The 22,129-nt window shown below is 38.8% G+C and carries 14 protein-coding genes, 1 tRNA gene and 2 pseudogenes; 11 read left to right on the top strand and 6 right to left on the bottom strand.

What is annotated here, in order from left to right:
* Positions 1-974 precede the first annotated feature (974 nt).
* The 6 genes from bhcA (at position 975) to AOC03_RS11545 (ending at position 7,775) form a co-directional block, all read left to right on the top strand.
* On the top strand, positions 975-2,138 hold the full coding sequence (gene bhcA, locus AOC03_RS11570) for an L-aspartate--glyoxylate aminotransferase BhcA (protein ID WP_062536168.1): 1,164 nt from the start codon (positions 975-977) through the stop codon (positions 2,136-2,138).
* Between the two features lie 58 nt (positions 2,139-2,196).
* Positions 2,197-3,177 carry a beta-hydroxyaspartate dehydratase BhcB gene (gene bhcB / locus AOC03_RS11565; protein ID WP_062536166.1) on the top strand — a complete coding sequence of 327 codons (981 nt, stop codon included), beginning with the start codon at positions 2,197-2,199 and terminating at the stop codon, positions 3,175-3,177.
* Between the two features lie 101 nt (positions 3,178-3,278).
* Positions 3,279-4,430, top strand: a complete 1,152-nt coding sequence (gene bhcC / locus AOC03_RS11560; protein WP_062536164.1) for a 3-hydroxy-D-aspartate aldolase BhcC — start codon at positions 3,279-3,281, stop codon at positions 4,428-4,430.
* A gap of 126 nt (positions 4,431-4,556) precedes the next feature.
* On the top strand, positions 4,557-5,555 hold the full coding sequence (gene bhcD, locus AOC03_RS11555) for an iminosuccinate reductase BhcD (RefSeq protein ID WP_062536162.1): 999 nt from the start codon (positions 4,557-4,559) through the stop codon (positions 5,553-5,555).
* A gap of 1,123 nt (positions 5,556-6,678) precedes the next feature.
* Complete coding sequence (locus AOC03_RS11550) at positions 6,679-7,518, top strand: DUF5020 domain-containing protein (protein ID WP_227514245.1); 840 nt, start codon at positions 6,679-6,681, stop codon at positions 7,516-7,518.
* A gap of 182 nt (positions 7,519-7,700) precedes the next feature.
* A tRNA-Gly gene (locus tag AOC03_RS11545) sits at positions 7,701-7,775 on the top strand.
* Between the two features lie 427 nt (positions 7,776-8,202).
* On the opposite strand, the gene AOC03_RS11540 is transcribed toward AOC03_RS11545, so the two are convergent.
* Positions 8,203-8,430 carry a helix-turn-helix domain-containing protein gene (locus AOC03_RS11540; protein ID WP_062536160.1) on the bottom strand — a complete coding sequence of 76 codons (228 nt, stop codon included), beginning with the start codon at positions 8,428-8,430 and terminating at the stop codon, positions 8,203-8,205.
* A gap of 196 nt (positions 8,431-8,626) precedes the next feature.
* Here AOC03_RS11540 and AOC03_RS11535 point away from each other — a divergent pair, with 196 nt between their 5' ends.
* The 3 genes and pseudogenes from AOC03_RS11535 to AOC03_RS11525 all read left to right on the top strand — a co-directional run bounded on the left by AOC03_RS11535 (position 8,627) and on the right by AOC03_RS11525 (position 10,392).
* On the top strand, positions 8,627-8,842 hold the full coding sequence (locus tag AOC03_RS11535; RefSeq protein WP_045454368.1) for a hypothetical protein: 216 nt from the start codon (positions 8,627-8,629) through the stop codon (positions 8,840-8,842).
* Between the two features lie 16 nt (positions 8,843-8,858).
* Positions 8,859-10,102 (top strand): annotated as a pseudogene (locus AOC03_RS11530) (tyrosine-type recombinase/integrase).
* Positions 10,099-10,392, top strand: coding sequence for a hypothetical protein (locus tag AOC03_RS11525; protein ID WP_062536158.1), 294 nt, complete (start codon positions 10,099-10,101; stop codon positions 10,390-10,392). Before AOC03_RS11530 ends, AOC03_RS11525 begins: the two are co-directional and overlap by 4 nt.
* A 468-nt stretch (positions 10,393-10,860) precedes the next feature.
* On the opposite strand, the gene AOC03_RS11515 is transcribed toward AOC03_RS11525, so the two are convergent.
* The 5 genes from AOC03_RS11515 to AOC03_RS11495 form a co-directional block, all read right to left on the bottom strand.
* The gene (locus tag AOC03_RS11515) at positions 10,861-14,088 is read right to left on the bottom strand and encodes a DEAD/DEAH box helicase (RefSeq protein ID WP_062536155.1); all 3,228 of its coding nucleotides are present in this window, start codon (positions 14,086-14,088) and stop codon (positions 10,861-10,863) included.
* Between the two features lie 18 nt (positions 14,089-14,106).
* Positions 14,107-15,480 (bottom strand): EH signature domain-containing protein, encoded by a 1,374-nt coding sequence (locus AOC03_RS11510; protein ID WP_062536153.1) that lies wholly within the window; start codon positions 15,478-15,480, stop codon positions 14,107-14,109.
* Positions 15,481-15,485: 5 nt separating this feature from the next.
* Entirely contained in the window at positions 15,486-16,217 is a 732-nt protein-coding gene (zorB1, locus tag AOC03_RS11505; RefSeq protein ID WP_062536152.1) for a type I Zorya anti-phage system protein ZorB1, read from the bottom strand.
* An 18-nt stretch (positions 16,218-16,235) separates the two neighbouring features.
* Positions 16,236-18,302, bottom strand: coding sequence for an anti-phage ZorAB system protein ZorA (zorA, locus tag AOC03_RS11500; protein WP_062536149.1), 2,067 nt, complete (start codon positions 18,300-18,302; stop codon positions 16,236-16,238).
* Positions 18,303-18,681: 379 nt separating this feature from the next.
* Positions 18,682-19,173 carry a hypothetical protein gene (locus tag AOC03_RS11495; RefSeq protein WP_062536146.1) on the bottom strand — a complete coding sequence of 164 codons (492 nt, stop codon included), beginning with the start codon at positions 19,171-19,173 and terminating at the stop codon, positions 18,682-18,684.
* Positions 19,174-19,334: 161 nt separating this feature from the next.
* Here AOC03_RS11495 and AOC03_RS12940 point away from each other — a divergent pair.
* Together AOC03_RS12940 and AOC03_RS11490 are read left to right on the top strand one after the other, a co-directional pair.
* A pseudogene (locus AOC03_RS12940) lies at positions 19,335-19,781 on the top strand (type IIL restriction-modification enzyme MmeI); the annotation flags it as partial.
* 30 nt (positions 19,782-19,811) lie between these two features.
* Complete coding sequence (locus AOC03_RS11490) at positions 19,812-22,115, top strand: class I SAM-dependent DNA methyltransferase (protein ID WP_335337857.1); 2,304 nt, start codon at positions 19,812-19,814, stop codon at positions 22,113-22,115.
* Positions 22,116-22,129: the final 14 nt, after the last annotated feature.

Below are 22,129 nucleotides of genomic sequence, written 5' to 3'. Positions count from 1 at the left end.
TAGCTGTACTTTACAACTTGTTGAATGACAAAAACCTTACATTCTATGAGGTTTTTTAAATTAAGATAATGCATCTTTAAGATATGAATGACTGAACCAATTAATGACTGAACCAATTATAATATGAAAAAATTTCATACCATTATCTATATAGCATGAAATTTTTTTATATATTCTGTAGCTCTAAATTTGACTAGTCAACCCCATAGTTACTTAAATAAATTGTTGGCATATTGGTTGGGATAAAGAAATTTCCAAGAATTAACACCCTTTAATATCAATGATTTAAATATCAATTAGCTAAATATTAAGTTCGGTTAATACTGATCCACTACATTCAAACCCTTTCATTCATTGACTTGCTAAGGATTTTTTATTTCCTATAACATCAGCATCCAACCTTATTAAAAATATTTACTACTGTCTTGATATTTTGATACAATTGATAATTGCTGTATGATGCATACTATTGTCACAAATATTAAGTGATTATTATTTGATAGTGCCTAATAACAACTACTACAATAAACGACTATTCTATGATGATAGTTAAATTTCGATTTTCAATCTATCTATGAATTTTGCAAGCAGTCTAGTCTTATACTGGTATAAAATATACTTGTAATAAGATAAATTTACCTGTATGTTGAACAACAACTCTATGTTGATGTTATACTGTAATCGGTTGATAAGTACCTACACTTCTTCAACCAAAACCTCTTAGTCAATCATTCGCAGAAACGTTTACCCCGATAAACACCATAAAAAGAACGCAGTAAGTAGTAAAGTGATAAATCACCTGCAACTCCTTTCTTTTGACATGGTTAATTTTTTAAATCTGTAAAATACGAAAAACCTGCAAAATATAAAAACAAAACTGTATGGGTCAGGAAGACTCTTGCATAAAATTCGCTTGATAACCTGCATATACAATTTTTGTGTAACCTTTATTTACACTTACAAGGATGTGAATCATGTCACAACAAAACCCAATTTTTATTCCTGGTCCTACTAATATTCCAGACAGATTACGTCGCGCGATGAATGTGCCGTCCCAAGATCACCGTGCGCCTGATTTCTCAGATACCTTTTTGCCTGTGCTCTCTGGTGTTAAAAAAGTAATTGGTACGCAAGATGGTGAAGTTCTATTATTTACCTCTAGCGGGACTGGCGGTTGGGAAGCGGCTATCAGTAATACTCTCTCACCTGGTGATAAAGTTTTAATTGCGCGCTACGGTATGTTTTCTCATCGCTGGATCGATATGTGTCAGCGTCACGGACTTGATGTGCAAGTCGTTGAATGCCCTTGGGGCACTGGTGCACCTGCCGATCAGTTTGAGGCCATTTTAAGTGCAGATACAGAGCACGAGATAAAAGCGGTCATGGTCACACATAACGAAACAGCGACTGGGGTCATGAGTGACATTAGCGCCGTTCGTAAAGCGATGGATAGCGCTACTCATCCCGCCCTACTCTTTGTCGATGGTGTCAGCTCAATTGCTTCTGTACCTTTTGAGATGGACGCTTGGGGTGTAGACGTTGCGGTTGCCGGTTCACAAAAAGGCTTCATGCTTGCAACAGGCATGGCAGTATTAGGCGTTAGTCAAAAAGCCTTGAGCCATATGGATGAAGCTAAGCTGCCACGCACTTATTTTGACTTCCGTGATATGTTGAGAGCAAATTCCAATGGCGGCTTTCCTTATACACCACCATTAAACCTAATTTACGGTTTAAGAGAAAGTCTCGAGATGTTGTCTGAAGAAGGGCTTGAAAACGTCTATGCACGTCATTATCGTTTAGCCGAAGGCGTACGCCAAGCGGTTAGCGCTTGGGGCTTTAAATTATGTGCGCAATCTCCTGACCTTTACTCTAATACCGTAAGCGCCATCTTTGTTCCTGAAGGCTTTAATAGCAACGAGCTGACGGATCATGCCTTTAATAAATACGGTATCTCTTTTGGTATTGGTCTAGGCGAGATGAATGGTAAAGCATTCAGAATCGGTCATTTGGGTTCATTGACTGAAGTGATGGTATTAGCAGGACTGGCAACGATTGAGATGGCGATGGTTGATTTAGATTATCCAATCAAACTAGGTCAAGGTGTTGCTGCTGCGCAAGAGTATTACCGTAATAACTAAATTAAGTAACACATAAATTAAGCAACAACTAAACAAAAATCTGTAAGGTATATTTTATATGATAACAAATGAAAATGGATTAGTAATTCCAACGATTGAAGACATGTTAGAAGCTCATGAGCGTATTAAACCATATATTCATCGCACCCCAGTTTTGACGTCTCGTTTTTTAAATGAGATGGCAGGTTGTGAGATGTTCTTTAAATGTGAAAACTTCCAAAAAGCGGGCGCTTTTAAAGTTCGTGGCGCATCAAATGCCGTTTTTGGTCTGTCTGATGAAGAAGCGAAAAAAGGGGTTTGTACGCACAGCTCAGGTAACCATGCCCTATCTTTATCTTATGCGGCAGGTCGTCGTGGCATACCTTGTAACGTGGTTATGCCGCATAGTGCACCAGAAGCTAAAAAAGCTGCGGTACGTGGTTACGGCGGTATTATTACTGAATGTGAGCCATCAACTACTTCACGTGAAGAAGTATTTGCTAAAGTTCAAGCAGAAACAGGCGGTGATTTTGTCCATCCGTACAATGACCCACGCGTAATCGCAGGGCAAGCTACCTGCTCACGTGAGTTTTTAGAGCAAATGGAAGAAATGGGCGTAAAACCTGATATGGTTGTTGCACCAATCGGCGGCGGCGGTATGATTTCTGGTACTTGCTTAACATTATCAAATCTAGCGCCAGATGTTAAAATTTATGCTGCTGAGCCATTAAACGCTGATGATGCTGCTCGTTCATTCAAAGCCGGTCATATTATTGCTGATGATGCGCCTAATACTGTCGCTGATGGCTTAAAAGTACCGCTTAAAGATTTGACGTGGCATTTTGTTAGTAACTACGTGACTGATATTTTGACCGCGACTGAAGAAGAAATTATTGAAGCTATGAAGCTGACTTGGACTCATATGAAAATTGTCATAGAGCCAAGCTGTGCAGTACCACTTGCTGTTATCTTAAAAAACAAAGACGTTTTTGCAGGTAAAAAGGTAGGTGTCATCATCACTGGCGGCAACGTTGATCTTGATAAATTGCCTTGGAACTAATTAGCTTTTCCCAAGCACAAACAATGCGTTGATGAAGCGCAAACTATGCGTCAATGTAAACGCATTTTTATAAAATTAAACAAAACACATGGAGCATAAGTATGATTACTGAAGAATTAGAAGTTGGTTTTAACGTCCCTGCTGAAGTTGGTATGAATGAAGCTGATATCCAAACCCCTTGCTTGATCTTAGATCTTGACGCCCTTGAGCGTAATATCAAAAAAATGGGTGATTATGCGAAAGACCATAATATGCGTCACCGTAGCCATGGTAAAATGCATAAATCAGTTGACGTACAAAACTTGCAACAAGAGCTTGGCGGCGCTATCGGCGTATGCTGTCAGAAAGTTTCTGAAGCTGAAGTATTTGCACGTGGCGGCATCAAAGATATCTTGGTATCAAACCAAGTACGTGAGCCTGCCAAACTTGCTCGTTTAGCAAATCTTCCTAAACTAGGTGCAAATATCACTGTTTGTGTTGATGATGTTGATAGCGCGGCTGAGCTATCTGCTGCTGCAACCAAAGCAGGCACTCAACTTAATTGCTACATTGAAATCGACTGTGGCGCGGGTCGTTGTGGTGTAACTACTACTGAAGCCGTTGTTGAAATCGCTAAAGCGATTGATGCCGCTGAAAATATCAAGTTTACTGGTATTCAAGCTTATCAAGGCGCAATGCAGCATATGGACAGCTTTAGCGATCGTAAAGCTAAAACACAAATTGCTATCGATCAGGTACAACATGCCATTGATGCATTGACTGAAATCGGTCTAAAACCAGAATTCGTTTCAGGTGGCGGAACTGGTAGTTACTACTTTGAAAGTAATTCAGGTGTTTTCAATGAATTGCAGTGTGGTTCTTATGCATTTATGGACGCTGACTATGGTCGTATCTTAGATGAAAATGGCAACCGTATCGATGCTGGTGAGTGGGAAAATGCTCTGTTCATCCTAACTTCTGTTATGAGCCATGCTAAAGCTGACAAAGCGATTGTTGATGCTGGTCTAAAAGCACAATCTGTAGACAGTGGCCTACCATTCATCTACGGTCGTGATGATGTTGAATACGTTAAATGCTCGGATGAGCATGGCGTAGTCAGCGATCCTAATGGCGTACTAAAAATCAATGAGAAATTGAAACTTGTACCGGGTCATTGTGATCCTACTTGTAACATCCATGATTTTTATATTGGTGTCCGTAACGGTAAAGTTGAAAAAGTATGGCCTGTATCTGCACGTGGTCGCGCGTACTAATCATTAGACGCTAAAACTACACGCTGAATGAGTTTGGTTTTTTAAAGGGGCTGTTGTAGCTTTAGCCTACAACAGCCCCTTTTTATTTGAGAATTACAACTTGAGAAGTATAAAAAGGAATTTATAATGATTGAAGAAAACAATATTAACAACGAAGGTCTATTGATCGTATCGGAAGACGCTTGTAAAGCAGTTATTGATCGTGATTCTGCCTTTACCGCAGTCAAAAATGTATTTGCCTCTATGTCACGCGGCGATGCTTATAACTTTCCGGTTATTCGTGAAGCCATTGGTTATGCAGATGCGTTATATGGTTTTAAATCAGGTTTCGATCGTGCGGGTAAATCACTAGGTCTTAAATCAGGTGGTTACTGGCCGGGTAATGCAGCTAAAGGCTTAACCAACCACCAATCAACGATTTTTTTATTCAATCCTGATAACGGTAAATTACGCGCGCTAGTAGGTGGTAATTATTTAACAGCGGTACGTACTGCAGCGGCATCAGCAGTATCAATTGCGCATTTAGCCCGTAAAGATAGTAAAGTACTGGGTATGGTTGGTGCAGGACATCAGTCTACTTTTCAGCTGCGTGCGGCACTTGAGCAACGCAACTTTGAAAAAGTAATCGCTTGGAATAAAGATGCTGATCGCCTAAGCATCCTACAAGAAATCGCTGAAGAGTTAGGGATACCGTTTGAATCAGTTGAACGTGAGCAATTGTGTGCAGAAGCGGATGTCATTATCACTATTACTTCAGCATTTGAGCCTCTGCTTATGAAAGAATGGATCAAACCCGGTACACACATTGCATGCATGGGTACCGATACGGTAGGTAAGCAGGAAGTTGATGCGGCATTAATAGTCTCTGCTACGGTATTCACTGATGAAATCGCCCAGTCAATAAGTATTGGTGAAGCTCAGCATGCGATTAAGTCTGGCGCTATCACAGCGGATGCAATTACTACCCTAGGGGACGTGATTAATGGTGAGCACCCAGGTCGTAGCTCAGATGATGAGATTACCTTATTCGATGGTACAGGTGTTGGCTTACAAGATTTAGCCGTTGCTTCTGCTGCTGCTAGACTTGCTGTTGAAAAAGGTCAAGCTCAGCATATTTCGCTATAATTGTAAGACGAATTATTATATTTTAGAAACGCCAAATAATTAGATTATTTGGCGGTTTTTTTATGCTGAGTATAAAGTAAGCAGTACGAAACAAGCCTCATAGATAAATTTGGTGAGTTAAACCTATTAATAAAGAGTTGATGATAACCCTCACAGTAAAAACCGATATCATAGCATTCAAATCCTGCACCATTAAGCAGATAACAAAGGCAGTTAGAGCAAACGTACAGCTACAGAGCAGTATAAGCCACTGCTAATCCCAGTGATTGAAGAGAATAAGTGCTTGAAGCCTATCTGTATGAAAGTCAATAGATGCATTTTAGGATTTTTCGTATATGTCGTGGTTTTATATCAGACATTAAGTCGTCAAGCTACCACTACAATACAAGTCATGACACCATCTAGATATAAATATTAAGGCTACTCAATCACGCCAGTACAAGCGTATAACAGTCGATTTATTCAGCAAAATTATCAGTCGTCTAATCTTAAAAAAAAAGTCAAGATTGTAATCCTGTTCAATAATCTAAACACATATCTTGATGCATACCTTCCCACCCTATTTGAGATATCTAAAAAACATTGACCTTAAACTGTAATCTTTTTTTAGTATCTGCTATCTCCTACCAATGATTAAAAACCACATTAACATCATTTTTGATTTAATTTATTTTAGCCTTTTTGACAAAAAATTATCTATATTTTTATTTTTAATTAAAATACTTAATCCTGACTATTTAGTCAGTTTTACTAATAAGATCATAAGCTTAGTGAGTATTGTTGCTGTACGCGCCCTAGTAAGGTGTTATTTTTGTAAAAAATAGAGTTGTCAGATGTTACAAAGTATGATTAACTGTTTGAAATGTTTAGGAAACATTCTAAATCATTACTTTAAGTTTCTAATTGTAATTTATATTTTTATCGTTATGAGAGCCTTTTTTTAATCCATACTGTTCTATTTGGCACAAAAACTGGCATCTCTATTTCATACCTTTTTTTAGTAAACTTTATCTTTCCTCAAGTGGTATCGGTGCGTTTTGACAGGATGTTAAGACCAGTTTTGGTATATACAACCTACCCACGTCCACGAGGAAATAACGACTGTACACAAGGGAGTAATACTGTGCGTTTTGATTCAACTACTCAAGCAAAAAAATCAAATTTTATCAAGCCTTTGGTGGCAGCTGCTGTTACTATCATTGCCTTAGGGACGATGACTACGGCTGCTCAAGCTAAAACATTGTTTAAAGATACTAGCATTACCGCCCTTTATGGTGGCGGCTTTAAAATGGTACCAAATAACGAAACTGCCTCTTTGACAACTATGACACTAGAGCATGCCTCAACCCACGACTGGGGTGGTATCTTTGCGTTTGTTGACCGTCATCAAGGTGATGAATACGACTTAAAAGACGCGAGCGGCAATGTAACTGGCTCTAAAAACTATAGAGAAACGTTTGGTAAAGTGTCGCCTAAATTTAAAGTGGCTAAATTTAACGATGGTCTTATTAAGCAAGTAAACCTTGCCAGCGTTTATGAGTTCAGCTCAAACAGTACAGGCTTTGGTCAAGATAACCTCTGGGTTGGCGTTGGCGCAGATTTAAACCTTCCTGTCCCAGGAATTAAGTACGCATCAGCGACTTTATATCATGCTTTTAACAATGCTGAGCGCGCAGACGGTAAAAAAACCAAAGGTGATGATCAAAAGATTACCTTAACCTCAGCTTGGGAACGCGACAACCTCTTAATCGACGGTTATGTAGATTTTGCTTTTAACAATGAATTTGACAATGTTAAAAACAGTATCCATTTTAACCCGCAGATTAAATACAATATCCAGCCTGCCCTCGGTATCGACAACCGCCTAGAAGTAGGCGTTGAGTACGATTACTGGAAAAATAAATTTGGTGTTAATGACGTTGATCAAAATGCAGTTGCTGCACTGGTTAAATATCATTTCTAATTAATTTATTTTTAATAATATAGTAATATATAAGTCCTGTTTAATATTTTATTTGAACAGGACTTTTTATTTGGAAGTATAAACTTCATTATTATTCAATTTTTTATTGTTATAGTATTGACAGTAGATATAAAACGCGTATAATATGCCATCATCAACTGACAATAGTTAATTGATAATTAGCGGGAATAGCTCAGTGGTAGAGCATAACCTTGCCAAGGTTGGGGTCGAGAGTTCGAATCTCTTTTCCCGCTCCAAATACTTAAAAAGCCTCACTTCACAGTGAGGCTTTTTTTTGTCTAATTTTCGAGGGTTACAGCGTTTTTATATCTTATTGACCAATCAAACTATTAAGTTAATCTAACGAGATAAAGGTCTCAAAATCAGCACCGTGACCAAAACGTGACCATTTCGTGTCCACGCTATGAACACTGATTTTGTAATCGACCCCAACTTATTATTCTTACCTTTATAAAAAACGATGCTAAGAAATATTTTCTTAGCATCGTTTTTACTTTTCCACTGCTTTTATAAATTGAGCTCATAGCGTGACCAAAACGTGACCAAATCACGGAAAAGTAAATATAAAAAATAACCCCAACCTTAATTCTATGCTTTGAAGTGCCTTGTATATATGGCTCTGCCACTTATTTCTCTGCATATATATTTTCAGTTTGATAGTTTTCAAGATTCTTCATCATCATCTTTAATATTTGGCTTGTAAATAAATAAGTCACCCACCTGCACGTCTAAAAACTCACATAACTGGTCGATAGTATTGAAATCAATTCTTGAGGACTCTTCATTATATAGTTTATGAAGCGTTGATTTGCTCATGCCTGTTGCTCTTACAACATCTGCTACGCGCAGTTTTTTCTCTGCCAGAATAACAGGGAGTTTAGACACAATCATAATTACTACCTCTTTTCGGGTAAAAATGCTTTACATTGAGGTAAAAAGATAATATAGTACACAAATCGATTATTAATTACCTTTAAGCGGGTAAATATTAACTGATTCCTTCAAGATGCATTTTTACAGGTTGATGAAATAATTTTTATTCTATCACTTAATGCGATGACTTAATAACTGAAAAGAGGTAAATATCATGAGCAATACTTATTTAACAACTGATGAGCTAGCCGAACGTATCAAGTACGACCCACGTACTATCCGCAATCAAATGAAAGACACTGTTTTGATTGAGAACATTCATTACATACGCCCTTTTGGTGGTCGTAAGATTCTGTATGTATGGGAGCGTATCGAAGAGGATATGTGTAAGCCGGTGATGAGTGCTATTAACGGCATGGCACTTCAATAATAGAAGGAGGTTTATCATGGCTACTATACAAGGACGGTTTGGCAAACTAATCGCCGACTTCTACTACCTAGGTATACGTTGTCGAGAAAAGACTAGCTTGGAAGACAACCCAGCTAATAGAAAAAAATTAGCGACTGTTTTGAAAAAAATGGAGGCAGAAATAACCCTAGGCATTTTTGACTATGGCGCTTACTTTCCGAAGAGTACGCGTTTAAAAGAGATGACAGCACTGGCTGATAGAGCAGAAGCTTGTATAAGTCGCAATCCCACCTTTCGGCAGTTTGTCGATATTTGGTATGAGGAGAAGAAGATTGAATGGCGGCCAAGCTACCGGCAAAAGACAAAGATCATTTTGAACACGTACTTGTTACCTGAGTTTGGTGATAAAGCGGTACATGCCATAAAAAACCAGACTTGCTAACCTTCCGTAGCTCTCTCGCCAAAGTTCGTTACGGTAAAGAGGGTCAGTCAAGTCTGTCAGTAGCAAGAATCAATCAGATTATGATACTACTTCGTATGATACTAGAAGAAGCGTCAGATCGCCATGAGTTTGAGACGCCTTATAAAAATATTAAGAATCTCAAACAAGCTCGTCCTGATGTGAGTCCTTTTACATTGAGTGAGGTATGGCTGATTTTAAAGCATGTCCGTGCTGATTATAGGCCCTACTACACCATCCGCTTCTTTACCGGGATGCGTACCAGTGAGATCGATGGGCTTAAGTGGGACTGTATTAACTTTGATCGTCGTGAGATCAGTATTCGCGGTGCATTGGTCAATGGTGAGATGGGTCCGACTAAGACATTCGGCTCACAGCGTGATATTGCGATGTCACAGTTAGTCTATGACGCCTTACTAGAGCAGAAGACGCGTACCTTTGGTAAGTCAGAGTTTATCTTCTGTAATAGCCAAGGCAATCCCATGGAGTACCGCAATGTGAATCGGCGGGTGTGGAAGCCTACGCTTGCCCTCCTCGGTCTCAAACACCGACGTGCTTATCAGACTCGGCATACCGCAGCAACGCTTTGGCTGGCTGCTGGTGAGAACCCTGAGTGGATTGCTCGGCAGATGGGTCACAGCAGTACAGAGATGCTGTTTCGGGTGTATAGCCGCTATGTGCCTGATATCACCCGACAGGATGGCTCAGCGATGGATAACTTGATACTGGCGAGCAAGGAGAAGTTAACAAGCGCATCGAATAGCTCTGACACTGAAGCACTCATCAGGAATAAACAGGCTGACAAGGAGACGTCACAATGAAAACTATCAATTATGAGCAGCTATTTGGTGAACCTAAACGGGATGGTGCTATCAGTGAAGATGCGAATATTATTGCTAATCTATTAATGCGTGAGTTGTGTATCTCATCTGGTCATAACCTCGCTCGCTTCTTAGGAGTGAAGCGCTGTTTTGCTAATGATATGGCGATGCGTGTGTGGGTTCAGAAACGCTTGGATGCCAGTCTTGACTATATGATTGAGGATATGTGTTATCAGCTTCAGAGCGAGCTTTATGAGCTATTACCGCACTCTGACTATGTAGGCTACTGAGGAGAACATGATGAGTGTAAAGCTTCAGCCGAATATGACGCAGAACGCACGAGATCTAAAGATCTGTGAGGATTACTGGTCATATGATAACGAAAGTGATTATATCGCGCATGTAGAAACCGTCTGTGAGAAGTATGATATTAGCGCACAAGTACTATTCGCGACAATCGGTGAGTGTTTTGCTTATTTAGATGATGTGCGATGCGAGTACTGTGGTTATGTGTGCCCTTTACAGATACCAGCAGACATCCCTTATATGCGAGCCAAAGACAGTTGGTGTTGTGAGGTATGTGAGCATGCTGTATGGCGGACAGATAAAGAACAGAAATAAGTGTTAACTATCAGAAAAGCCAGACAGGCTAGCTTGTCTGGCTTTTTTGTGTTCAACATATCTTCTCTTAAATACAGTCCAAACTTAGTATGCCACTACACACAGGTTTTGAGAGGATTTCTTATTAAAAAACTTAATCAATAAATCGACTGAATCAGCTCTTGAGTAAGCTCTACGTTTGGTTTCAACATATCATCAGCAAGACTACGCTTACTTGATAATAGCTTATCCAGTTTGATTTCAAAGGTTTCAAAATCATCTGCTGCAATAGATGGGTAATAAACAAAAACCTCTTTATCTTGCCCAATTCGGTAAGCTCTATCGGTTGCCTGGTCTTCCTTAGCGGGGTTCCAACTACGTGTATAATGGATTACATGATTCGCTTTTTGGATATTCACCCCAAAACCCACTGCCACCGTGGATAAGATAATCACATTAAACCCATTCACCTCTTGGAACTTATCAATAATTCCCTGCCGAGTTAAGCCTACTCTACTGTTAGTATTTGAATCTCCATTCACTGTAGTAACGTTTAATCCAAATCGCTCAAGGAGAAGGCGTTTTAAGAACACTTGAATAGCCCTAAACTCAGTAAAAATGATAACCTTCTCATCTTTTTGTTTTATACTATCTAAAGTCTTTATTAACCATTCGGCTTTAGGTGAATCTTGGATAGTCGCTTGTTCTTGCAAATTCAGGGGATGAGCACAAATCATTCGCATGTCATGTAGTGCTTTTAACATAACGCCTTTGTGGCCTTGCTCAGATAAACTTCTATAATCATTTGATACTTGTTTATATAGTGTGCGTTGCAACGTTGATATTTCAATATTTTTACAATCATTAATTTCGTGTTTTGCTGGCAACTCAGCGACATCGTGCTTCATACGTCTTAATACTTGTGGCTCAATCAACTTACGAAGGTAATCTATTATCGCGTTATCTTCATCGTCTTTCTTTTCAATAGGACGTCGATACTCTTTATTAAATTCACTAAGTGAGCCCATCAGATTTTCTTGAATGAAATCAAACAAGCACCATAGATCAACCAGTGAGTTTTCTACAGGCGTGCCTGTACAAGCAATCTTAAAGTCTGCTTTTTGGGCTTTAGCAGCTTTAGTAACCATTGCAGTAGGCACTTTTATTTTTTGGGCTTCATCACATATCATGATACTCCAATCCACCCTCCCTAAAGAAAACTCAAGGTCTCGCATGGTTTCATAAGTAGTCAGCACGATATCTGCCCCACCTAACCAATTATCTTCAAGTAGGTTTGTTATTCCGTAATCGTTTCTTAATTGAGGAGATATTAGGTGTTTGGGTATTTTTCGCTGTTTTAAGTTATCGCCATATAAACTTAACACTTTTCCGAATTTTGCACTAAAAAACCTATTGATTTCAGCCTCCCAGTTCTCTAATAAAGAAACTGGCGCTACTACTAATGCAGGTTTTTTATCTTCTGCGGTTTCTAGATATTCACCAATGAAGCAAAGTAACTGCAAAGTTTTCCCTAATCCCATATCATCCGCTAACAAGCAGCCGCTTACTTGAGTTGGTGCATAGTGATATAGGTTTTGTAGCCAAGCGATACCATACTCTTGATGCTTTTTCAGACTAAATTCTTGGCTTCTAAAACTTGATGGCAATCTGGCCTGAGGGCGATTACTTTCATCAAAAGTCAGAATCTCAGCTCGCTTCTTAGTAAAGTCAGCCTCATCGATATTATTGGCAATCAATAAGGTAGATTTTTTCTTTGTTTTATCAGGTTTTGGCTGCTCTTGCTCTATGTCGTTTTCCGCTAGGTCATCACTCTTTGAATCACGCAGATCATTAAGTAATTTTTTTGCATCATCTAATGGAATAGAGACGTTGCTGTTCGGATGTAGAACAAAGCTCTCGCCTTCTGCCTCTGCATGCTGGATACGTTGCTCAAGTAGCTCAGTAGTGGCATCAGTATTATCAGAAGTAAATTGAGATAAGTCGGCTGACCCATCTATAAAATTCTGTGGTAACCATTCGGATTCACCACTATCTTTTTGAATGGCTTCAGAGCTCAATTTTTCAGCTTCACCAATCCCTATTACTCTAGGACTATAATTCTCTAAATCTAATACAGTACTAGCTTGCAATTCATCATCATACTGTTGAATTTTTTCTAGATCGCTTTTAAGTTCTTCTATCTGGTTATCTAGGTAGTTTGTTCTATCTATACTGTAACCTGCCCATAGGAACACAGGTGATGATCGCTCATAAGTAGCAATAAAGTGTTGAGCTTGCTCTAGATTTGAAAGCTCTAAAAGAACAGGGTTTTGTGCTCTACTTGAGTTTTCATGCAACGTTAACTGAGCTGAACTAAAATGCGATGCTTCATCATAGGCTTTATCTACTAGCAAACGGTAGCTATATATTTCTGCCTCTTCTTTGGATTGCTCGAAGCCCTCTGGAGATATAACCTCTAGCGCATCCTCCCCTAACTGAGCAAAAGGATTATGTAAAAAAGTCTGTGCACGCTCACCAGTTATCCGACGATTTGGCATCTTCTTAATTTCATTTAGTACACTTTTAACTTGCGGCTCGATGATAACGTGTGCCAAACCACCTTCTGGTAAGCTAATTGTATATTCATCCTGCACTTCATTATACTTATCAAAGGTTTGTAGCCAGTTTGAAGGCGAGTCTTTAAAATCAGGCTGCACCTCTACCACTGACTCTGTACTAACTAAGTTTTTACGAAGGTTAAGTTGGAGCTCATCTGGGGCCAGTACGATTGTTTTACGTAGGAACTCATCTAAGTTCGCCTCACTTTTATTTGCTAAACCACGTATTTGCGCCCAATATTTTTGATTGATTGATTTATCTTTATCAGTAATACGAGAGAACTCTTTAATTTTCTCTAATAACTTCCAAGTACTTTCATTCAATAAACATTCTTTACCAGTAAAACTAATAATTGCGCCTGTTCGCTTGACTGAGCCTTTAAACTTAATCTTATTTTTATCACACCAACCATCCAGAATAATTTGAAAATCAGAATCACTTAGCCCATTCTCACTACGAATTATCGGATATAAATCATTTGATAGCGGCAAGTTGAGCAAATTAATGACATCGCTATGATCAGGGTCTTGTTTAATATGAAATAACTCTTCCCATGGCAATATATAGCTATCATCTAGCTGATAAGCAACCTCTTCATCGGCTAAACTCTCCCAGTAGAAATCTGCATCAGTTTTGGCTGCTGATGTGTAGCTATGTTTTAAGCCAATGTCATCATATTGCAATGGCGCAGGCTCGACACTATTGACTATGGTTTCTGATATTGCGGTCTGCTTGTTTTTATTTCTTTTCCAAAATGCTAGTTTCATTAAAAATGCTCTATAGTTTTAATCTGGGAATATTCCTAATTCTTGTAGTCTACGATCGAAAGATTTCTCCCAAGCTCCTTGATGTGATAAGTAAAATTGAGCCTTAGAAGTTGACTTTAAGCTAGTAATCTCTACCTTACCTGTTTTTTCCTGAAAAGGAGGGTATGGAAGCTTTCGATAAAAGTAGGTCGCATTATTCATCTCAGAGAATTCTACTATATAGAACCCACCTATTTTTATCATAAAAGCGTTTGAAGCATTACTTTTACCGACAATCTTTTTAAATCTCCCCGCATTATTTTTCTTAAACTCTGCTTGTTGCGCTGTTGGATAACGCATTGCTTGATCGTTTAAGAATACTTCTGAGAGCGTTACTTGTTTAAGAAATCTCATCCAGTAATTAAACCTTCGGACATCAGCACTAATACCAAAAACGGTGAAGAAAGCCTCTAAATCTGCTCTTACAAACCATTGAACCACCATTTTTCTAGTATCTGGGTTTACATTCCGCCAACCTGCTGCTGAGTCATATTGCGGATTGCCCCATTGCGTCAAACAAGCGTTTTTTAAAGCTTCGTGTACAAGCGTACGTTTTGAAGTAGAAGCATAACGTTCAAGTAAAGCCGTTAAAATATCTGTCGTATAAATTGGATTCTTTTCGAGAAGAAGTAAGAAACGTGGTATCACTTTAAAGTAGTCATCTTCATTCATTGTCTTGACTGACTTGATAGATGAGTTTACCAAGCTATCCCAGAACCAGCTATTAGGAGCGATACTTAAGCTTTCTAACTGACTACTCACTCTGCTGTCATCGCTATTGTGTAAAAAGTCACGAATAAATCTTTTGGAAGGATCTAGTGAGAGTACTTCAGGATGGTCCGTTAACGTGGTAAGCCATTTTTTAGGCCTAAGAGTGGCTCGAAACAACGTAGAGCGATTGGTATTTAAGATATTTCTCAGCTGAATCCAGTTATTGGGCCGTTTATTTATTTCAGCTTGTTCTACCGCAAAATAACTATAAAGCAGAGGGAAATAAACAACCTTTAGTAACTCAGGATCCATTTTACTAAATTGCTCAATAAGCTCGCTACCTTTGAAAGTAAAAAGTATTTTATCCTCATAATCTAGTAACTTCTTACTCAGTGACCAAGCTAGATTCTTCCAATCACGTTTTGTCAGATAGTCTTTACCCTGCTTTTCTAATTTTAAAATTGAGTTAACAATTTTTTCTTCGATAGGCTGAATACTCTCCATCTCATCAAACTTACGTTCAATAAGCTCTAATGTCTTGATTAATTTACTCGGCCTGACAAACCTATTATGTATTTGGGCGGGTTCAGAGAAATTATCAATACTTTGATTCAGCCTCTGCTTTAAAATAGCTATACTCATCACATTCACCTTGCCAGCTGACAGGTTTCTATAGGAGCAGAAACGAAAATAGGCTGCGCCTCAGCACTGTCTTTTTCTTTTAAACCATAAAACTGCATTCTTAGTTCTACACGGCGCGAAGCTTCTTTACTGTCTTTTGCTGAATTAAACGATACACCTCCAGCTAAAAACAGCTGTTTGATTTGATTTTTTTGCGCGTCAGTTAAGGTAAGCTCTTGATTAAATGTGGGATCCAATAAACTACACATTACCCACTCCGAACGACGCAAACTTAAATTCAGGTTATATAAGTATGATCCATCAGTATCCGTAAAACCTTCAATCACAATCTGTTTAAACCATTTTTTGCCGTTTTCACTATTGGCAGCTTCCAAGACAACAGGTACTAAAGCACTTAAAGCCTTTATACCCTCTGAATTCAATCGGTAATCATTATGCCCAAAGCGACCTGCCTCACCAAAATTTATACGGTTCTCTTTACAGTCTACGGTGATGAGCTGATTCTTTAAAGTGGGGTCGTCTTTAATACTAGTACAAATATCCAAGATCTCTGAACTTCGCTCTTTCTCTGCTTGTGTTGCTTCGTTAATTTTCTTAGTGACTACCATTAAAGATACTGCCATCACTACCAAAAACAATGTCATTAGTGCTGTCATTAAGTCAGCAAATGAGATCCAAAAAGGTTTCTCACCCTCATCCTTTGAACGAGGTTTTTTAGCGTACCTATTACCAATCATTAGCGATACACTCCAAAATTAGCTTCTAGTTCTTTGGGTAAGATCTTCAAGGTCTTCAACCACATTACCTAAGCCTTCAACACCAGTTGCAAGACGTTGAACGGCTTGGTTAAGTGTGTTGTCAAAAGACACCAACGATTGATTTAAACTACTTTCAACGGAAGTACCAAAGCTATCAAAACTCTTCACTAGAACATCACTAACTTCTGCTAAATACTCTTGCATCTCCATCTTCACTTGGCTTAAAGCTGTCGTCATATTCTGCATATCATTAAGCATTTGACTAGACATGCCAGCTTCAGACTTTGACTGCTGAATGAGACTTTCCAGTGTTTCAATTGCAAGGTTAACGCTGTTTTGAGAATTCTTATAATCTCTTATCAATTCAATAAGGTTATTGCTTGCACTTGTCATGTTAGCTGAAGTCGTATTAACCTGTGCAATAAGTTCTGATGTCTTACCAGTCACTGTGCTTAGCGAACTACCAGCAGTAGTAAATTGCTCAGCAGCCAAGCGCATTCTTTCTGCACCACTATTCATACCAGTGATACTATCGGTAGTCACCTGAGATAGTTTTTGGATGTTTTCTTTATGAGTTTGAACGGCTTCTTTGCTATGCGTAATGAGCTCTTTAATTTCACTGCCCAAATCATCAATCAATACAGACGACTGTTCGTGCAATTTTTGTTGATTATCTGATATCTGGCGATCTTGCTCGATACGTTGCTCTGCAACATTTGACAGCAGGTCTGACATTGATGTACCTAAACCTGAGACAAGCTCTGAAACCTTACTATTTAATTGCTCAACAGCATATAACCCTTGATCACCAATTTTAGCTGAACCTGCAGATAGATTTTCTACCATTTCGTTCATTTGGGTAGACATCTCATTTTGCTTTTGATGAATATCTTCCATCATTTTTTCCATTTGGGTCTCTAACGTTTTGGTCGACACTTCACTATTAGTTTGCATATCTGTAATTAATTGAGAAAAGCCTGACTGCATCTCACGCATAGCTGTGACAGACTGTGTCATCATCTCGCTCATACCTGTCATTTGACCACCAAATGTCGTTTCCAGCTTACTCATAAAAGCAGTTAACACATCAGTCATAAGATCCTGTACTGCCGACCCTTGGTCACCACTAACTTGCTGCACGCTTGAAGCAATTTTATCTAAAGGCTCTTTCAACGTGCTTTCAATAGATTCACCAATCTGAGTTGCCGTTGATATGCCTACTTGAGCATAAGACTCACTGAGCTGTGAAGCAAAGGCAGCTTGATTTCTTTTATTCTCTTCGACCAAGTTAGTCATCATGGTTTTTAAATCATTAACCAGACTATCTTTAAGCTGTCGTGCATTCGCTTCATTGGCTTGAGAAGACTTAAGTAACTTAGCCAGATACTCCTCCCCACTTTCATCAAAAGTAAAGGCATTATCAATAGCAGTATTTAAACGTTGTAATTGCTCATAACATTTTCTTAACCATGACTTTTCAAAAAACGTAATAAGCATGGCTGTGAGAATAGCCAATCCAGAAGCCATAAAGGCCTCTCCTACGCCTTTTAGCAATAATGTCAAGCTGTCTTGAACATTGTCAGGGTTTCCTGCAGGGTCAAAAGCTAACAATCCAATCAACAGACCTGCAAATGTCACAATAATACCAACACCAGTGATCATACCGGGCAAGTGCTTATAAAAATCTACTTTTAATGGAATGTCTACCACGATGGATTCCGTGAAAAACATTTCACTTGGCACAGTTGCTCGTGAGTAATCTATAACACTTTCACCATCTCTCACTTCATGAATATCATGAAACGTTTTTTTATAATTTAACCATGCCTGTTTTAATGAAGTATTACCTTCAAACTTTATATCCAATAGCTCTTTGTCAAAATTAAAATCCCCATTCATATTTTCTAAATCACTAGCTAATTGTGCTAGTTTATTATTTAGTAGTTTCGCGGGATTTATATAATTCAAGACAAATCGAACACCAACGTAAGCAACAAAAGCTACAATTACTAAAGGAAATATATAAAGTTCTTGCACAAATTGAGCTATTTTGAACCAATCCATCAATACCACCCGTTCAGATAAAATAAAAGAGTATTCGCTTTATGATTCAAGCTGCTACATCCCAATAACGCTAAATTAAAGTCAAGTTAATTTCATTTCGAAGAGTTCCGTCAATGAATTCTCACGACAATAGACCATACCTTTAGTTACATTATGTAAAAAAAATAACATAATAGTAACACAAATGAATGAACAATGAGCGATTGACAATTAGCATTTAGGAAATAATAGATAGTCCTGAGAGCTCAAAACATGGTAAATATAAGGAACAGTAGAAACCCTCTTTAAGAATGTCTATAGAATCTAGTCCCCTTTTACATGGGATATATAGGTAATTCGAATCTGATGATAACTAGCAAATTTGAAAGTCTTATCTCTATCATTTGATTTGAAAATGCCTCAAGTCGGGATATAGTCGTCTAGTCAGCTCATAAATCTCGTCTTCTGCAGCCATACCTTTTTTATCAGGATTTGGATAGAGAGCCGCAGTAAGAATTAATCGAGGAAGCTGCAAATATTCTAAAAGTACTCTTTCTAGCTCTTTTCTAAGAAATTCAAGCCAAAATATTATAGTCTCTTCAGGTGTATGAGGGTCGGGTATCACATACGTAAATAAATCTGCATTAAGACAATACTCCATACGGAACGCAGCTGCCATACAGTCATGAAGCCACTGCAGGGTTCTATGGTCAAAACCTCTCAGCTCATCTCGCAAGTCACTAAGCTCCGTACGGACATCAATTACCCTTTCGGCATGACGGTGCTTATCGATAGCAAAATCGATAATGATGCGTAACGCCTCTCTGTAGCTATCATGCTGAATCCATCCAATACGGATAGAATCACCGTGAAAGTAGTCACTAACTATCATTATTAAGTCCTATTAGTAGACTTGAGTCTCGTTATTATTAAAATTGAAACAGTGTCATACTATGTCATTCAGAACATCTAACACTTCAAATACGATAAGATAGCGCTATAATTACACATTAGCCTACTTATTCCACCCGTAATTCATTTACAGAGACAACCATGGCATTTAACCAAACTCAGTTTTTTGAAGATTTAGAAAAATTGACCACCAAAGTCATTGATAACAATAAAAAAGACGATTTTATATACGATTTCCTAACGCTGCTAGATGTCTCAAAATCTACTATTACATCACTTAAGAAAAATGACGGTCGTTTTAACGTCGCGGCAAAGCCTGAGGCTGGCGAGGTTGCCAATAAGCATCGTATCTACTTTAAGCCTGTAGATGCAGGTCAAGACCTTGCTAAAGCGCTCAGTGAGGTGATCAGCAGCCCAAGCATCAATCAGCACAAAATCCGCATGGTAATGGTCACAGACTTCAATACCGTACTGATTAACGACACTAAGTAGGATGAAACGCTCGACTGCGACTTTACTGACCTTTATAAAAACTATCATTTCCTATTGCCACTTGCAGGCTTAGAGCGTGCTCGCGAGTACTCAGAGCATCCTGCTGATGTACAAGCGTCTGAAAAGATGGGGCGCTTGTTTGACCATATCCGCAAGCTCAACGAGTTCAATACGGCTGATGATCTGCATGCGCTCAATATATTTCTAACGCGGCTACTATTTTGCTTTTATGCCGAAGACACGGGCATTTTTAAGGCAGAGCAATTCTATAAAGTGATTGATAGAGCCACCAATATAGATGGCAGCGATGTCGATGGCGTCTTGTATGAGCTGTTTGAGGTGCTCGACTTGCCTGAGTCTAGTGCCGAGCGTAGTACTAAGCCCACGCACCTCAGTGCATTCCCCTATGTTAACGGCAGCTTGTTTGAATATCAGTTCGCCATTCCTGAGTTTGATGCGCGTACCCGCCGTATCTTGCTAGAGTGTGCCCGTTTGAGCTGGGCTGAGATTAACCCCGATATTTTCGGTTCCATGTTTCAAGCAGTGATTGATCCTGAGCAGCGTGGCAGCTTAGGACAGCATTACACCAGTGTTAGCAATATCATGAAGGTCATACAGCCGCTATTCTTAGATGAGCTACGTGCAGAGCTAGACACGGTCATAGCACTGAGTCATGACAATCACCATAAGAACAATAAAGCTGAACGCTTGGATGCCTTGCTTGAGCGTATCAGCCAAATCAAAGTATTTGACCCCGCCTGCGGATCGGGCAACTTCTTGATTATTGCTTATAAAGAGCTACGTAAACTAGAGATTGACGTGTTAAAAGCACAACGCGACTTACTAGGCTCTAAAGACAATCGGTTAGGTTTAGGCTTTGATAGTGTGGTCAGCTTAGACAATTTATACGGTATCGAGTATGACGACTTTGCCAGTCAAATTGCACGTTTATCACTATGGCTCGCTGAACACCAAATGAATGTACTGTTCGAGCAAGAGCTTGGTGCATCCACGCCGATGCTACCTCTCAAGGATAGTGGGCATATTGTGTATGGCAATAGCTTGCGTATAGATTGGAATGAGGTCTGTCGAAATAATGGCAGTGATGAGATTTATATCATTGGGAATCCGCCGTTTGGTGGTACTGGGAGTCGTAATGATGAACAAACTGAAGATATGACACGAGTATTTAAAGGATTTAAAAAGTTCAAATCTCTTGATTATGTTGCATCTTGGTTTTGGAAGGGGTCACAGTATATTGAAAAATCTAATGCTGAGCTTGCTTTAGTATCGACTAATTCTATTGCTCAAGGTGAGCAAGTAGCCATGCTATTCCCTTACATTTTTGATTTAGACATTGATATTAATTTTGCCTACCAAGGGTTTCCTTGGAAAAATAATGCTAAACATAACGCTGCTGTACATGTGGTAATTATTGGTTTATCAAATCGACCTTGTAAGAATAAAGTCATATATAAATTACTAGACGATATTTGGCACACTGAAAAAGTTGAAAATATTGGCCCTTATCTAATATCAGGATCAAATATTGCAGTAGAAAGTCGTAGAAAACCCATACATGACGGTTCAATAATGGTGTACGGAAGCAAACCAGTAGATGGTGGTAACTTGATTCTTTCAAAAGAAGAAAGATGTGAATTAATTAGTATAGAACCAAAATCTGAGAAATGGATTAAAAAGCTAATTGGTTCTGAGGAATTCTTAAACTCAAAAGAACGATGGTGTCTTTGGTTTCAAGATGAAGAAATAAAAGACCTTTATACATATCCTGAAATTGCCAAAAGATTGGAAGCTGTTAAACACATGCGGTTTAATAGTGAAAAACTAAGTACTAAAAAGCTTGCAGAAATCCCTCATTTATTTGCTGAAAATAGACATCCAATATCTAAACGCTATATTTTAGTGCCAAGCGTTACTTCAAGTAATAGGCTGTACGTACCTATTGGATTTATAGATAGCGATACAATAGCAACAAACCTAGTTCACGTAATTCCAAATGGCAATCTGTATGATTTTGGAATTTTAACTTCAATAATTCAAAATGACTGGATGAGATTAGTAGCAGGACGCTTAGGAATTGGATATCGTTATTCTGGCACCATAGTCTACAACACCTTCCCATTCCCCGATGTCACTGACGATCAAAAGAAAAATATTGAAAACCTCGCAGAAGAAATCCTACTCGCCCGCGCCAGCAATGCCGGCAAGACTCTCGCAGAGCTATACGATCCCGATAAGATGCCTGAGGACTTAAAACAAGCGCATAGTACGTTAGACGACGCAGTAGATAAGCTGTATCGCCCGCAAGGATTTGCCAATACTGAAGAGCGTTTGGCGCATTTGCTGGCACGTTATGAAAAGCTTATCGAGCTAGAGCAGCAGAGCAAAGGTAAAAAGAAAGCTAAGTAGCTGTTATACGAGCC

This window comes from Psychrobacter urativorans (assembly GCF_001298525.1).
GTDB classification, from domain to species: Bacteria; Pseudomonadota; Gammaproteobacteria; order Pseudomonadales; family Moraxellaceae; genus Psychrobacter; species Psychrobacter urativorans_A.
Note: the sequence above shows the minus strand (reverse complement) of the source record. Positions and strands in the feature narration are given on the sequence as shown.